Annotated in this window: 11 protein-coding genes; 2 read left to right on the plus strand and 9 right to left on the minus strand. The window is 60.0% G+C overall.

Going from position 1 to position 15,160, the window contains the following annotated elements:
• Positions 1–38: 38 nt before the first annotated feature.
• Complete coding sequence (locus Q0I65_RS04650; protein ID WP_296060473.1) at positions 39–626, minus strand: tryptophan transporter; 588 nt, start codon at positions 624–626, stop codon at positions 39–41.
• 916 nt (positions 627–1,542) lie between these two features.
• Between Q0I65_RS04650 and Q0I65_RS04655 the strand changes: the two genes are divergently transcribed.
• Positions 1,543–2,811, plus strand: a complete 1,269-nt coding sequence (locus Q0I65_RS04655) for a polysaccharide deacetylase family protein (RefSeq protein ID WP_296060476.1) — start codon at positions 1,543–1,545, stop codon at positions 2,809–2,811.
• 232 nt (positions 2,812–3,043) lie between these two features.
• On the opposite strand, the gene recN is transcribed toward Q0I65_RS04655, so the two are convergent.
• Positions 3,044–4,705, minus strand: coding sequence for a DNA repair protein RecN (gene recN, locus Q0I65_RS04660; protein WP_296060479.1), 1,662 nt, complete (start codon positions 4,703–4,705; stop codon positions 3,044–3,046).
• 282 nt (positions 4,706–4,987) lie between these two features.
• On the opposite strand from recN, the gene dtd reads away from it, so the two are divergent.
• On the plus strand, positions 4,988–5,434 hold the full coding sequence (gene dtd, locus Q0I65_RS04665) for a D-aminoacyl-tRNA deacylase (RefSeq protein WP_296060483.1): 447 nt from the start codon (positions 4,988–4,990) through the stop codon (positions 5,432–5,434).
• Between the two features lie 160 nt (positions 5,435–5,594).
• Here dtd and uvrB read toward each other — a convergent pair whose 3' ends face one another.
• The 7 genes from uvrB to Q0I65_RS04700 all read right to left on the minus strand — a co-directional run bounded on the left by uvrB (position 5,595) and on the right by Q0I65_RS04700 (position 14,847).
• Complete coding sequence (gene uvrB / locus Q0I65_RS04670; protein ID WP_296060486.1) at positions 5,595–7,745, minus strand: excinuclease ABC subunit UvrB; 2,151 nt, start codon at positions 7,743–7,745, stop codon at positions 5,595–5,597.
• 135 nt (positions 7,746–7,880) lie between these two features.
• Entirely contained in the window at positions 7,881–8,480 is a 600-nt protein-coding gene (coaE, locus tag Q0I65_RS04675) for a dephospho-CoA kinase (RefSeq protein ID WP_296060489.1), read from the minus strand.
• Positions 8,481–8,660: 180 nt separating this feature from the next.
• Positions 8,661–9,866, minus strand: a complete 1,206-nt coding sequence (gene rpsA, locus Q0I65_RS04680) for a 30S ribosomal protein S1 (RefSeq protein ID WP_296060491.1) — start codon at positions 9,864–9,866, stop codon at positions 8,661–8,663.
• A 365-nt stretch (positions 9,867–10,231) separates the two neighbouring features.
• Positions 10,232–11,539: an MFS transporter gene (locus tag Q0I65_RS04685; protein WP_296060494.1), complete on the minus strand. Its 1,308-nt coding sequence runs from the start codon at positions 11,537–11,539 to the stop codon at positions 10,232–10,234.
• Positions 11,540–11,604: 65 nt separating this feature from the next.
• On the minus strand, positions 11,605–12,072 hold the full coding sequence (locus Q0I65_RS04690; RefSeq protein WP_296060498.1) for a hypothetical protein: 468 nt from the start codon (positions 12,070–12,072) through the stop codon (positions 11,605–11,607).
• Between the two features lie 129 nt (positions 12,073–12,201).
• On the minus strand, positions 12,202–12,534 hold the full coding sequence (locus tag Q0I65_RS04695; protein WP_296060637.1) for an oxidoreductase: 333 nt from the start codon (positions 12,532–12,534) through the stop codon (positions 12,202–12,204).
• Between the two features lie 12 nt (positions 12,535–12,546).
• A complete protein-coding gene (locus tag Q0I65_RS04700; protein WP_296060500.1) occupies positions 12,547–14,847 on the minus strand; it encodes a molybdopterin-dependent oxidoreductase in 2,301 nt (766 codons plus the stop codon).
• Positions 14,848–15,160 lie beyond the last annotated feature (313 nt).

Consider the following 15,160-nt stretch of genomic DNA (forward strand, 5'->3'; position numbering starts at 1 on the left):
TCCTTCGCAGTGATAGCCCTTCTAGCAGACTGAGCAATCTAGCGCTTCAAAACCGCGCGCAGGACCGGGGTGAGGATCGCAGCGAGCACCGCGTTCATCGTCGCGGTTCCAAGCACCATGACGGCGTACACCCCGAAGACGGCAAGCGGGTCAAGGTGCGCAACGGCAACGCCGACGATCATCGCGAAGGTATAGCCCGAGAAAACGGTGGAGATGAAGGTGATGATAATCGGGAAGACAACGTTTTGGCAGGTCTTGTTGTCGCGCGCCGCCTTGGCAAGCACGGTGACGAGAATGCCGCATACAAGCGCGCCGACCATTTCAGACGCGATGTTCACCAGCGGCGTCGCATTCAGCATGGGGATTTGGCTCACCACGCCGACGAGCAGGCCGATGACAACCGATTGGTAGATTTTCGGCCGCGTGAGGATGATCGCTAGGCAGTACATAGCGATCATGAAGTTCGGCTTCATGCCGGCGAAGTTGAGAAAGCTCGAAACGGTGAGCTTCAGCACGGCGCCCGCGGCAATAAGCACGGCGACCAAGATAAGGTCCCGAACGGACAGGCCGTCTTTCTTCTGGTCGGTGGCGATGGTGCGCTTCGCTGCTGCAATGTTCTCGGTCATGATTCCTCATTCCTTTCTTGGCGGTTTTCCGCCTGTCTTCGTCCGTCCCCGGACTTTTCGGTTTGCCGGCTTGGACGCGAATGAGGAATCGCCCGGGAATCATCTCGGGTGGCAATCTGTCCGCAAAATAAAAAAATCTGTCCTTTGAGATAAAGGACAGATTCGAAATCTGCGGTGCCACCTTTATTGATTTCCCATAGGAAACCCTCTCACGAACATGCCAACACATGTTCTGCCCTTAACGCAGGCTCACGGTCCAGATACTCAGCTGCTTCCCTTGCGGGCTTACAACCTTTCCCCTTTCCCTCGGCGATCCATTTACCGCTCAGCATCTCTACGGGACTTCCAGCAACGCCCGCTCTCTGTAAGCGCTTTAACGGCTTGATCTTCGCCTCATCGGTTTCAACGTATTAAGTTGTGAGTTGCACTTTAGCAGAGCGTAGCGACATGTCAAGAATTATTTTTGAATATTTCGGAAATGGAGCGCCACGCGGCATAACCCAGCGCGAATGCGTATAATCGTTTCCAGGTGCGGAAATTTGCGTGTCCGTCCGCACTTCAGTTACATAAGGAGCACTTTTACGCCATGACGGATCAATTTAGCCGAGACCATTATCGGGACAGTCGGCAGCCTGGGGAAAATTCATCGAGAAGGCGAATTGACGCAAACCCGAATCATCGCACCACCGGGAACGACGCCCGGCACGTCTCTTCGAACAGGCGCCCCGCTGACACCCGACAGCAAACAGGCGCCCATCAGCAGGGTGCCCCCAGACCGCGGAGCGCATCGCAAGCTGGGCACGAGCCCGCGCCGCATCGCGCCCCCTCTCAGAACCCTCGCCAGCACATGCGCCAGGGTGCGCCTTCGCGCAATCATGCCAGCTCATCGGCGAATCGACCCACTGCTCAGGGGAACGTGCGACCCGCGTCGTACAATCGCTCTCGCGCGCAGGCGAACCGGAACAACCCTGCCAACGCCGCCGTCTACAACGATTACTCCCGCTACACCGAGCGCCGCTCGAAGCGCCCCGGTCCTGTTGCCATCGGCGTTATGGCGGTGCTCATCATCGCCATCGGCATCGGTGTGTTCTTCGTTTTGAACCCGCCCACTTTCGACATCACCGTAAACGGAGCGAAACACACCGTCTCCAACGGCACGACGATTGACAAGCTTATCGACGACGGACTTGCCTCCCCGACGGCGGGCAACCTGCTCGCCGTTGACTCGAGCGTCATCACCGAGGGCGGCGGCGACCGCTTCGCCGCGACCATCAACGGGAACGCCACCAACGACGGCTCGAAGAAGGTCAGGAAGGGAGACGCCGTCGAAATCCAAAACGGCGCCGACGTCACGGAGGATTACGATTCGTCCACCGAAGAAATTCCTTACGAGCGCGTCGAGGACAACAATTACTGGAACGGCTCGCTGCATGTGTACATCGACGGCCAGAACGGCGTGCGCACGACGAAAACCGGCAAGGTTTCCGGTAAAACCGTGACCGAGGACACAACTCCCGCAGTGAACGAGGAATACAAGATCTACACCGCGAACACCGGCGACGACAAGGTGATCGCACTCACCTTCGACGACGGCCCTTGGAAGGACACGACGGCTGAGATCCTCGACGTCCTGAAGGAGAATGACGCGCACGCGACGTTCTTCACCATCGGCAAGCAAATCGCCGACCACTCTGATGTGGTGAAGCGCGCGCACGACGAGGGCCACGAAATCTGCACGCACACGTGGGACCACGCTGCTGGCAGCGGGCAGGGTGTGAACTTGACGTACATGACCGCCGACGAGCAGATTCAAGAAGTTGAGAAGGGCTTTCAGGCAATCAAGGACGTCATCGGCGAAGACCCCGTCCGCATCATGCGCGCGCCCGGTGGCAACTTCAAGGGCGATATCGTTTGGACGCTGCAACCCTACATCGATGCCGAGATCGGATGGAACGTTGACACCGAAGACTGGCGGCGCCCGGGAGCGGATACCATCGCGAGCCGCATCATGAAAGCGAAGCCGGGAAGCGTCATCCTCATGCACGACGGCGGCGGCGACCGCTCGCAAACCGTGGAAGCGCTGAAGAAAGCCCTTCCCCAGCTGAAGCAGGAGGGCTATCGCTTCGTCACGATAAGCGAGCTTCTGCAATACGACCCGCCCGCGGATTCGAGCGTGAGCAAGTAGCGAGCCGCGAGATAGCAAGCGGCATGGTCTCTGGCTCCCTGAACAACAGGCAACGCGCAGAAGACAATTAGAACGGCGCGAAACCAAGGTGGCCATCTGGGAAAACTTCCAGATGGCCACCTTTTTTCTTTAAGCCAGAGCCCGCGGGCGAAAGCATGCGAGAATGCTCGGGTGAATACGCGGGCCGATGCGGGAAGCGCGCCTGGCAGGCCTGCTTCCAACAGCGTTAGCGCTACTCGCCAGTAGCGTTATGCAGCATCTCGCGCGCGTGGGCAAGCGAGGTTTCCGTCACATCGCCCGAGAGCATGCGTGCAATTTCGGACGCCCTCTCTTCCCCCGACACGACCGAGAGCGAGGTCTCGGGTACATCCCCTTGGGTCTTGCGCACGACATAGTGGACATCGGCGGCAACAGCAACCTGCGCCAGATGCGTGACCACGATCACCTGGTGAGTCTTTGCCAAATCGGCGAGAACGGAGGCAAGAGCCACCGCCGTCGCACCGCCGACACCAGCATCGACCTCGTCGAAGAGGAGCGTGTCGACGCTGTCCGCCTCGCCGAGCGCCACCTTGATGGAGAGCATCACGCGGCTGACCTCGCCACCCGACGCGATGCGCGCAAGCGGGCGGGCCTGCATGCCGCTTCCGGGACGAAACATAAATTCAACCTGATGGGGGCCTTCCTTCGTCCACTTCTCACGCGGAAGCTCGCCCACTTCGCATTCCAGGGATGCGCTGCCCATTTCAAGGCGCGCCATCACCTTCGAAACAGCCTGGGCAAAGCGCGGCGCCATCTTACGACGGGCCGCATCGAGCGCCGACGCCGCTTCGACAAGTTCCCGTTCTGCCGCCTCGAGGGCCCGAACTGCCGCCCGCTCCCGCTCCTCCGCATCGTCGACGAGGGAGACCAGCTCCGCCGCCTCCTCGCGCGCAGCGATAACGTCTGAAAGCCGAGGACCGAACGCGCGAAGGAGCCCTTGAAGCGCCGCCATGCGTTCCTGAGCCTCCTCAAGCGCGTCGCAGTCGAACTCGACCGAATCGCGATACGACAGCGCCTCGCGGGAGACGTCCTCGAGCACGTAGCTCGACTCGCGCAACGAGCTCGCCAGATCCGCAAGCGTCTTGTCGTACGCCGACACACCTTCGAGCGCGCTTGCCGCCGCATCGAGCGCATCGATGGCGCCCCCCTCGCCCGAAAGCGATTCGTAGGCACAGTTCGTTGCGGACACGAGCGATTCCGCGTTTTCCGCCTTCTCGAGACGCGCGGCAAGCTCCTCGTATTCCCCTTCGTCAGAAACGCCGACCGAGTCGATGCGCTGGAGCGTGAAGCGGGCCTCGTCGAGCCTCGCCGTCGACGCCTCACCAGCAGCTTTTACGCGCGAAAGCTCGTCAGCGGCGCGCTTCGCCGCTTCGAATGCCAAAAGGTAGTTGGCGTGAGCCTCGCTAATGGAATCCCTCGCCCAAGCGTCAAGCAGGGAAAGATGCGTTGCGGGGCGCATAAGGGCCTGGTGCTCATGTTGACTGCACAGATCGAGCGTCGGCGCGACGAGGCGGGCGATTTCCTTCGCACTTGCCATGTGGCCGTTGATCGACGCACGGGAGCGGCCGTCAATGCTGACACGACGGCAAACAACCGCCTCGCCATCTTCGAGCTCTACCCCCTCGGGGATGTCGGCAATGCTGTCGAAGAAGAGACGGCCTTCGACCGATAGGCCGTCAGAACCTTCACGAACTGCGGTTTTGTCTGCACGCTCGCCAACAAGGAGCTTGCATGCCGAAAGGAGCGCCGTCTTTCCCGCCCCCGTTTCGCCGGTGATTGCAGTGAGCCCGCGAGAAGGGGAAAAGGACGCGTCCCGAATGAGCGCCACGTTACTGACATGGATTTCGTCGATCATCGCATCTCCTATCTTTCCCGAACTTGCCCTGCACTGTGCAACGCGGTGCCGAGGCAGCTTCCCGCACGCCGCGACGCCTCGCACCTCGACGCCTGAGGCGACTTCCTCAAATCCCAGCGCAGGGCACTGCGGCCTAACGGCCGAGCCTCGTCTTTCTTGCCGCACAGTATACCCTATGATTCGTCATCTTTTTCGAACAAATGTTTCCGTTTTTCAAAGATGCTAAAGAAGGCATGTCGTAGTACACTTTCACTCATTGCCCGCGAATCCAAAGGAGCATCCATGCGCGCCCTTATCCAACGAGTCACCCATGCCCAGGTCGATATCGACGGGAAAACCGTCGGGTCTATCGGCACCGGGTTGCTCATCCTGCTCGGCGTCGGCACGAACGACACCGAAGCGCAGGTCGACAAGCTGTGGGGCAAAATCTCGAAGATGCGCATCTTTGAAGACGAGGCGGGCAAGACGAACCTTTCGCTCGCCGATGTGTCGGGCGAGGTGCTCGTCGTTTCCCAATTCACCCTTTACGCTAGCTGCAAGAAGGGGAATCGCCCCTCCTTCGCCGACGCAGGCGCGCCCACCGAAGCGAAACGCCTCTACGAGCTGTTCGTCTCCCAGGCGCGCAAGGACGTACCTCGCGTCGAGACGGGCGAGTTCGCCGCGATGATGGAGGTATCGCTAGTTAACGACGGGCCCTTCACCATCTGGCTCGACACCGACGAGCTCTAAGCAAGGGAATCCGTCGCCTGCCAACGCACGCCGAGTCCGCCCATCGTTACCAGAACGCACACTGCCAACACGATATCGCGCTTGAGAGCCTGCGGCCATCCGCAGCGCTTCGACAAGGCGCGCATCGCCCAACTGCCGTCCCTCGCAGCCCGCCGCGCGCCTAGCTTCTGCGGCTCGAACCATAGGCTGCGTTCTTGCGATTGCCGAACGCGCTCCCCTTTCGAGCGCTTCGCTTCAACTCCTTCAACACGTCGTCCTCGCTTGAGCCTTCGAACTGGGCCTTCAGCTGCACCACTTGATCGCGCAAGCTCGCCGCCCGCTCGAAATCCATCTCGCGCGATGCCGCCGCCATGTCGTCTTCCATGCTTGAGATGACGCGGAGTACCTCTTCCCTCGACAGCGAGGCGAGCTCCTTGTTCACCTGCTCGGCCGTCGTATTCGATATTTCCGCAACCGAACTCATGATGTCGCTGACCTTCTTGCGGATAGTCTGCGGCGTGATGCCGTGCTCCTCGTTGTAGGCCATTTGGATGGCACGACGGCGCCTCGTCTCGGCGATAGCCTTGTCCATGGAGTCCGTCGTTTTGTCGGCATACATGATGACCTGGCCATTCGCGTTTCGAGCCGCGCGGCCGATCGTCTGGATGAGTGAGCGGTAGTTGCGCAGGAAGCCTTCCTTGTCGGCGTCGAGGATGGCCACGAGCGACACCTCGGGCAAGTCGAGGCCCTCGCGCAGAAGGTTGATGCCCACAAGCGTGTCGAACTCGCCGCGCCTGAGCGCGCTGAGAATCTCGACGCGCTCGAGCGTGGCGATGTCGGAATGCATGTAGCGCGCCTTCAGGCCGCGATCGAGGAGGTGGTCGGTCAGATCTTCCGCCATCTTCTTGGTGAGCGTGGTGATAAGCGTACGTTCGTCGCGCTCTGCCCGCTCCCTCGCCTCGTCGATGATGTCGTCGATCTGGCTCGCACTTGAGCGCACGATGATTTCGGGGTCGAGCAAGCCGGTCGGGCGAATGATCTGCTCGACCGTCTGCTGGCTCACCTTCTCTTCGTAGTCGCCGGGCGTCGCTGACACATAAACGAACTGCGGGACGCGATCCTCGAACTCGTCAAAGCGCAGCGGTCGGTTGTCCAGGCAGCTCGGCAGGCGAAAACCGTGTTCGGCAAGCGTAATCTTGCGCGAGCGGTCTCCTTCGTGCATGCCGCGAATCTGCGGCACCGTGACGTGGCTCTCGTCGATGATGCACAGAAAGTCTTTCGGGAAGTAGTCGATGAGCGTATACGGGGGCTCGCCTGGAGCGCGCCCGTCAAGATGGCGCGAGTAATTCTCGATTCCCGAGCAGAAGCCCATCGTCTCGATCATTTCCAGGTCGTAATTCGTGCGCATCTCCAAGCGCTGCGCTTCGAGAAGCTTGCCTTCCTCCTTGAACTGCCGCAATCGCTCGCGCAGTTCGTCTTGGATAGTGCCGATTGCCCGATCAAGTTTCGGACGTGCGGTAACGTAGTGGGAAGCAGGCCAAATAGGAAGGGCCTCGTATTCGTTGAGAACCTCGCCCGTGACGTTGTCGATCTCGGCAATCGTCTCAACCTCGTCACCCCAGAACTCCACGCGGATGGGGTTGTCGGCATATGGCGGGAACACGTCGAGTGAGTCACCGCGAACGCGGAAGGTGCCGCGTTTGAGCTCGTAATCGTTGCGATCGTATTGGATGTCGATCAACTCGTGGATGACGTCGTCGCGCTCGGCCGGCTTCTCCTTGTCGAGAAAGACGGCCAGCCCCGCGTAATCCATCGGGCTGCCGATGCCGTAGATGCAGCTCACCGAGGCGACCACGATGCAGTCGCGACGCGAAAGCAAAGCTGACGTGGCCGCATGGCGCAGCTTCTCGACCTCCTCGTTGATTGAGGCGTCCTTCTCGATGAAGGTGTCGGAAGAGGGGACGTATGCCTCGGGCTGGTAATAGTCGTAGTAGGAAACGAAGTAAACCACCGAGTTGTTCGGGAAGAATTCCTTGAGCTCGCTTGCGAGCTGCGCGGCAAGCGTCTTGTTGGGGGCGAGGACAAGTGTGGCCTTTTGGACCGCTTCGATGGTTTTCGCCATGGTGAACGTCTTGCCCGAGCCCGTGACGCCTAGAAGCGTTTGGTAGCGCATGCCCTCTTCGATGCCGCGGGCAAGCTCTTCAATCGCCTTGGGCTGGTCGCCCGCTGGCTCGTACGGCGAGACGACCTGAAACGGCGTGTTGGACAAGCGAACCTCCGGCAGCTTGCCTTCCATTTCCAGGCCTTCGATATTTTGAAGATGCGTTGACATCAGAGCACCACGTCCTTCACCAAGAGGAGGCAGCTAACAAGCCCCCCACGCCCGGCGCCAAATAAAAACTAGCCTTCCCCTGTTTCGGGAAGGCTAGTCTATCACAGAATCATTACTAGAACAAGTGTTCGAACTCTAAATCGTCTTCTCGTACTCTTTCCACCACTTCAGCATCTTGTCGTGCAGCACCTCCGGCGTGCTATCGTTGCTGAAGACGACGTCTGCGGCCTCGATGCGGTCGGCATCCGTGATCTGGCGGGCGATGCGGCGACGCACGTCAATCTCGGAGAATCCCGAAGCCACCGCACGTTCAACGCGCAGCTCGAGCGGCGCGATGATGGCGATCACCACGTCGGCGCAATAGGCAAGCGAGCCTTGGCGGTTCTTGAACACCGACTGCTCGACCACGACGGCCTTGTTCCCCTGGCGTTCGAACTCGTCGATGCGGTCGGAGAACAACTCCTCGATGCGAGGAAGCGTGATGCGGTTGAGCTTGCGCGTTTCCGCCGGCGACGCGAACGCCTTCGCCGCAAGCTTCTTGCGATCGATTGCCCCGTCTTCGCCGAAGACATCGTCTCCGAAGGTTTCGCGAATCTCATCCTTCACCGTATCCCAAGCGAGCACCTCATGCCCGACGTGATCTAAATCGATATAAGGAAGCCCCTGTTCAACGAGGGCTTTTCTCGCTGTAGACTTGCCAGCGCCCATCCCGCCGATGATGAACAGCTTTTTCATGACCTGCCTCCTCGTCCGTTTGACACCTTCTTCGTACCATAATACACGTATTGGCGCCTCATGGGGCGAAGGCGAAACGACACAATAGGCAAGATAGCCATCGAAATTACCCGCCCCTTTAGAAAAAAGGAACCCGCCAGATAACGGGTTCCTTTTACGTTCGCGCTATGCGAGTTGGAGCTATTCGGCGTCCTGCTCCTCGGCGGGCTTTTCAGCCTTCTTCTCACGCTTCTTGGCCGGCTTCTCCTCGACCTGGACGGACTCGTCCACTTCGATCTCGTAGCCGAGTTCCTCAGCGGCAGCCTTCATGGACAGGGAGATGCGACGACGCTCGGGGCTAATCTCCATGACCTTCACCTTGACGTCCTGGCCAGGCTTGACGACCTGCGCCGGGGTGTCGATGTGGCGCATAGCCATCTCGGAAATGTGCACCAGGCCCTCGATGCCGTTGCCGAGCTCGATGAACGCGCCGAACGGAACGATCTTGGTGACCTTGCCGTCGACGATGGAGCCGACCGGGTACTCCTCGACGAGCTTGACCCAGGGATCTTCCGTGGTCTGCTTGAGACCGAGGGAGATGCGCTCGCGCTGCAGATCGACGTCGAGAACCTCGACCTCAACCTCGTCGCCAACCTTGACGACCTCGGACGGATGGTTGACATGGTTCCAGGAGAGCTCGGAGATGTGAACCAGACCGTCGATACCGCCGAGATCGACGAAGGCGCCGAAGTCGACGATGGAGGAAACGGTGCCCTTGAGACGCATGCCCTTGGAAAGCTTAGACAGGATCTCGGCGCGCTCATTCTTGCGGCCTTCCTCAAGCAGCACGCGGCGGGAAAGCACGACGTTGTTGCGGTTGCGGTCCATCTCGATGACGCGGGCTTCGATCTCGGTGCCCAGGTACATGTCGAGATCCTTCACGCGGCGAAGGTCCACGAGGGATGCGGGCAAAAAGCCGCGAAGGCCGATGTCGAGGATGAGGCCGCCCTTGACGACTTCGATGACCTCGCCGGTGACCGTCTCGCCGGCCTTGAACTTCTCTTCGACGCTGATCCAGGCGCGCTCGTACTCGGCACGCTTCTTGGAGAGGATCAGACGACCGTCCTTGTCTTCCTTCTGGAGAACGAGAGCCTCGATCTTGTCGCCAAGGTTGACGATCTCAGACGGATCGGCATCCTTGCGGATGGAGAGCTCGCGAACGGGGATAACGCCCTCGCTCTTGAATCCGATGTCGACGAGCACCTCGTCGTGCTCAATCTTCACCACGGTGCCGTCGACGAGATCGCCCTCATCGAAGTCGGTCAGCGTGCCATCGATCATCTTGTTCATTTCCTCGTCGGAAATGTCGGTGAAGTCGATGACGGAAGTGTTCTTAATTTCGGTCAAAACGGACCCCTTTCGAACCTTCAAATTCCGGGGACCCTTCGCCATGATTGATTGCTTACGTGTAAACCATGTTCGTACGTAGTAGAAACCGACCTGCCCGAAGGCTGCCGGCCGCGCAAAAAACATGTCTCGGGGGCCAACATTACTTACCGCCTATGGGTTTTCCCATAAGCTTGGCTAGTATACCACGGGCCGGCACGCCTCGGCGAAACGAAATTGCAAGGCTCGCGAATGCACAAAAAGAGCCGACAACCGCACGCTCGGTGCTGCTGCCGGCTCTTAAAGCCTTGGCATCGAAACCGACCCGCCCTCAAGCTCGAGCGCTGCGTCGGGCAGCGCGGAAGCCCGATTCCGAGGTCGTTTTCTTACGCCTCCTTCTTGCGAAGGCGCGGGAAGGTGAACGCGATGACCGCCGCGATGAGCATCGTCACGCCGACGATGCCGAAGGAGTTGCCCACAACGCCCGTCGCGTCGATGAGCATACCGGCAAGCCACGGGCCGAGGTAGCGGCCGACAACGTTGACCGTGCCGATGAAGCCCGTGCCCGTCGCACGGATGTCGTCGGTGTAGTACTCGCCCGCCGTGGTCATGATAACCGTGATGACGCTCGTCGTCGCAGAGATGATCGCGACGAAGATCCAGCAGATCATAAGCGAGGGCGAAGGCGTGTTCGTCAGGTAGAAGAAGTAAGCCAGGCCGAAGATGCCGGAGAGCGCGACCACTGCGGCGATGACGTTCTTGCGCTCGACATGGTCGGAGAGCGTGCCCAGAATAAGCTCGCAGATGATGGTCAGGATGCCGCCCCAGGTGATGGCGAGCGACGCGGAGGCCAAATCGAAGCCGGCGGACTGGATGGAAGCCACGTAGTACTGGGTCGCCGCCATGTAGCCAATCTGATAGACGATGTAGAAGATACCGAAGTGCCAGGAAATCGGCATCTTGAGCACGCGCTTGAGCGCCTCGCCTGCGCCGACCTTGCCCGACTTCTGCTCCTCAAGCTTCGGCGCGGGAGCCGCCTGCGTGCCTGCAGGAGCGCCGTAGGGTGCAAGACCCTTCTCCTCGGGTCCTTCGCGGAAGAACATCGCCACGAAGACCGTGATCACGGCGAACACGATGCCGAAGATCACGTAGGTCCACTGCCAGCCCATCGCACCGATGATAAGCGGTGCAATGATGCCTAAGATGATCGCCGAGAAGTTCGCGCCCGGCGTAATGAGGCTCATGCCGAAGCCGCGGCGGTGCGGGGCGAACCAGCGGGAAACAATCTTCGGCAGAATGGCCATAAGCAGGCCAGCCGTGCCGACGCCCGCGATAGCCCAGGTGCCGATTGCGACCGGCAACCCGTACTGGGCGAAGAAGCCGAACAGCAGCGCGCCGACGGAGGCGAGTCCGCAGGCGATGGTCATCGCCCAACGGGTGCCGATCTTGTCGCCGAGCATGCCCCATACGATGGACAAGCCTGCGTAGAAAATCATGAACACCGAGGTGATAAGGCCGACATCAGCGTAGCTCACACCGAGCGTCTGGCGGATCGGCTCGAGCGCGACCGCAGGAAGTCGCTGGCAGCTCAAGACGATGGCCTGCGTCAAGAAGCCACCAAGGCAGATGATGAATGCGTAATGGAGGCCGTTCCCCTTTTTCGAGGGGGCGGTATCTTCAATGGTTTGAAGCATTGCCGCTTCCTTTCTGAGATAACAATCGGATCGGATCGTTGCGATCGACCGGCGAAAGCGTCCCCTTATGACGCGCTACCGCCGAGCGAGCGCAGTTTCGTGAAAATAAGTCCCCTTTTCGCCCTCCTCCTTTCCTTTTTCATCTCGAGATACGACGCCTTCTTCTCCGTCGCCTCTTCGTTGAATCTCGCATGCGCCTCGCCTCCGACCTCGGCTTCGAGCTCGGCCGCCCGGGCAAGCTTCTCCTCGTCCTCAATGAGGGAAGCCGCCTTCTTCTTGCGGTCGACGGGCACGTATATGTCAACCCCGTAGTTCTTGTCTTTGCTCATGGGGATTGCCATCGCTGCAATGGGGTGGTTCATCTTCGTAGTTCCGCGGTCGATGCCGTAAAGTGGGATTCCCGCTTCGCGAAACAGGTACGCCATCCCGTCGTATTGCCAGGTCATCTTGATGTTTGTGAGAAATGCCCAGGTGGTTTTCTCGAACTCGGCAAGGTCGACCATGGTGGTGAACCCTTGTCTTTTCTGAGGCATAGAACCTCCTTCACGTCGCAAGGCGCGTCATATGAGGGTGATGGGTTTTGCTGTTTGGGGAGTGCGCGGTCCGTCTAAGCGAGGGAAACGGACCGCGCATGTGAGGGATGGATGGTTTCCTTACGATGCCTAAGGCATGAAGCAGCACACCTTGTGCTCGCCGAGGTCGGCCATGCGCTTCGAGACGTCCTCGACGGGCACGACCTCGATGCATTTCGCCAGGCAGTGCAACTCGCACAGCGGCACCTTGCCCGCTTCGCGGCGCTCGGCGCACAAATCGCACGCCCGGGACGGCACGGGAACGTAGTCCCATTCCCACTTGCCGCCGATCTTGTTCGGGCCGATCTGCTCGACCTTCATGCCCCACTCTTCAGCGCCAAGGCCTTTTTCCTTCGCGCAGGAGACGACGCAGGATTCGCATCCGGTGCAGTACTTGTAATCGATGATCATCGCATGTTGCATGTCGCACACCCCCTAGTCTTTCATGCTGTCGACGCGCGTGATGGAGCAGATGCCGTTCTTGTACGGCGCGCCATATCCGGTGACGCCGACGCTCTCGTGCGGAATGAGGTTGTTGGCGTTCGCGTCGAACACGCCGAAGAGGTTAGGAGCCTCGCCGTCCTGCTCGGGGAACCACCAAGCGTGTTCCACGTGAACGGTCTTCTCGTTGACCTCGTAGGTGAGGTGCGCCTTCTGCGTGCACTTGCCGAACATGGTCTCGACGCGCACCCAGTCGCCTTCGCGGATGCCGTACTTCTCGGCCGTTGCCGGGTTGATGGTCACAAGCGGATCGGGATGCAGCGCGCGCAGCGAGGGAACCTGTCGGTGCTCGGAGTGGAAAGCGCTGATATGGCGGCCGCCCGTGGTATAGACGAGCGGATACTTCTCCACGACCTCAGGCGGTTGGGACACGGGGCTGTAGTCAGGTTCCTCGAAATAGGGAACCGGCTTTTCGTCATAGGCCTCGAGCACGTAGGAGTACAGCTCCACGCGGCCGGTGACCGTCTGGAAACCGGGCTGCCCGTCGTCGCGCAAATCGCCTGTCTCGTACTTGCGGTACTTGTAGTCGGCTTGGATGACGGACTTCTCGCGCAGTTCCTCGATGCCGTAGCCGTAGTTCTCCTTCAGCTTGGTGTCGAAGAAGTCATCAATCGTGGTGAAGTCTCCCCAAATCTCGGGGCGCATGCGCTTGCCCATGTCGACTAAGATCTCGAGGTCGCTTTTCGTGTTGGGGTTCTCCACCGCGGTGTTCATAGCGCCCACGAAGTGCTGATTGCGCCCGTAGTTCGGCGTGACCAGGCCATCGTGCTCGGCGAAGGTCGAAAGCGGCAAGACCAAATCGCACAGGCCCATGATGGTCGGGGTCATGAAGATGTCCTGCGCCACGATGAAATCAAGGTCCTTCATCGCCGCGTACCAACGCTGCGGCTGGTCAGCCATGCAGGCGAGCGGGTTCGAGCCGATAAGCCAGCACATGCGCAGCGGGTAATACTCGGGATAATCCTTGTACATGCCCTCGAGCCAGTTCAGAAGCGTGTCGCCCTGAACGCCGCCCATGGCAGCGCCCGTGTTGAACATGCGGTACTTGCCCGTGGGGTCAACGATATGCTTCTCCGCCATGCCCTCGGTGAGCGTGTCGGACATGTCATAGCGCCACTGACCGATGAAGCTCGTAGGCTTCGTGATGGTGATTCCGCCGGGCACGTCGATGTAGCCGCAAATGGCGCAAATCGCCATGAAGCACTGTGCCGCCTGCGTGGACTGCTTGGACTGGTCAAGCGCAACGCCCCAGGTCGCGGTAGAAGGCGCATTCGTCGCGAAGGCGCGTGCGGCTCCCACGAGCTGCTCGGGGTCGACCCAGGAAACCTCCTCGACCTTCTCGGGCGTCCAAGGCTTCACCGCCTCGGAGAGCTCCTCGAAGCCGTAGCACCACTTTTCGACGAAATCATGATCGTAGAGGTCCTCGGAGATGATGACGTTCAAAAAGCCCATGCCGACAGCAGCGTCGGTGCCGGGGCGCAGCTGCAGGTGGTATTCCGAGTGCGCGCCGAGCCAGGTCAGACGCGGGTCGACGGTGATGATCTTCGCACCGCGCTTCATGATATCGATGATGCTGTGGCCAAAGAATCCGTCGGGGCTCGAGTAGAGCGGGTCCTTGCCCCACACCATGATGTACTTCGGGCAAACCCAGCGCGGATCGTCGTAGCGATCCGGGAAGAACTGCGCGGAGTCGATTTCGGGCACGCCTGCACCCAGCAGGTAGTTCACGATGGTAGCGCGCGGGCCGTAGCACGCCTCGCCCGAGAACGGATAGGTCGATGCACCGTTCGGCGTGTTCATGATAGCCGGGCCGTACACCGGGGCATAAAGCGTCGACTCGCGACCCGTGCCCGTCAGCGTGAAGATGCACTCGGCACCGTAGTTCTCCTGGAAACCGCGAATCTTCTCCTCGAGCAAATCGTAGGCCTCATCCCAAGAAATTTTCTCCCACGTATCCTTACCGCGATCTTCGCGGGCACGCTTCATGGGGCTCAGCAGACGGTCCTTGTGGTAGACGACCTCGTCGAGCGCGATGCATCTCGGGCACAGACGGCCTTGCGTGATCGGATGGCTCGGGTCGCCTTCCACCTTCACAATCTTGCCGTCCTTCACATGGATGAACATGCCGCATCCAACCGGATGGTCTCCCGGAGGCGACCATGCGCAGGTGCGGACTTTCAATACCCCGTCTTCTTCGGTGATGAATGGCTTGCACGAAGCGCAAGTTTCTCCCATTACACTCCCCCTCCTTCGTCGGTTTTCGCGAAGGCCTCGCCAGACCCTCGCGTCATTTCGAGCAACCCGAACTCTACGCTTTGGGAGCTGGGGGGAGAAAGACCCGTCGCGGGGTGTTTCAGGCATTCCCACGCTTCGGGACGCAAACCCCCCATAGCGGGGGGTCGGACTCCCCCCTACGGGTCTCACCTGCGGAAAGAAAGTAGGGTATGCTATATAGCGGGAAAAGGAGGGAGACTATGTCGTGTTACACCTGCACGCACTGCAACAAGTGCGGCATGTTCTCGATCAAGGTCGTCGTGGTGTGCAAAAG

The sequence above is a fragment of the uncultured Ellagibacter sp. genome, from assembly GCF_934643285.1.
In the GTDB taxonomy this organism is placed as follows: Bacteria; Actinomycetota; Coriobacteriia; order Coriobacteriales; family Eggerthellaceae; genus Ellagibacter.

Bases quoted from the DNA above. Each gene is read 5' to 3' on its own strand.
- coaE (WP_296060489.1), bottom strand. From the start codon at position 8,480: ATGAAAAAGCTGTTCATCATCGGCGGGATGGGCGCTGGCAAGTCTACA.
- dtd (WP_296060483.1), top strand. From the start codon at position 4,988: ATGCGCGCCCTTATCCAACGAGTCACCCATGCCCAGGTCGATATCGAC.
- Q0I65_RS04695 (WP_296060637.1), bottom strand. From the start codon at position 12,534: ATGCAACATGCGATGATCATCGATTACAAGTACTGCACCGGATGCGAA.
- Q0I65_RS04700 (WP_296060500.1), bottom strand. From the start codon at position 14,847: ATGGGAGAAACTTGCGCTTCGTGCAAGCCATTCATCACCGAAGAAGAC.
- recN (WP_296060479.1), bottom strand. From the start codon at position 4,705: ATGATCGACGAAATCCATGTCAGTAACGTGGCGCTCATTCGGGACGCG.
- Q0I65_RS04690 (WP_296060498.1), bottom strand. From the start codon at position 12,072: ATGCCTCAGAAAAGACAAGGGTTCACCACCATGGTCGACCTTGCCGAG.
- Q0I65_RS04650 (WP_296060473.1), bottom strand. From the start codon at position 626: ATGACCGAGAACATTGCAGCAGCGAAGCGCACCATCGCCACCGACCAG.
- uvrB (WP_296060486.1), bottom strand. From the start codon at position 7,745: ATGTCAACGCATCTTCAAAATATCGAAGGCCTGGAAATGGAAGGCAAG.
- Q0I65_RS04685 (WP_296060494.1), bottom strand. From the start codon at position 11,539: ATGCTTCAAACCATTGAAGATACCGCCCCCTCGAAAAAGGGGAACGGC.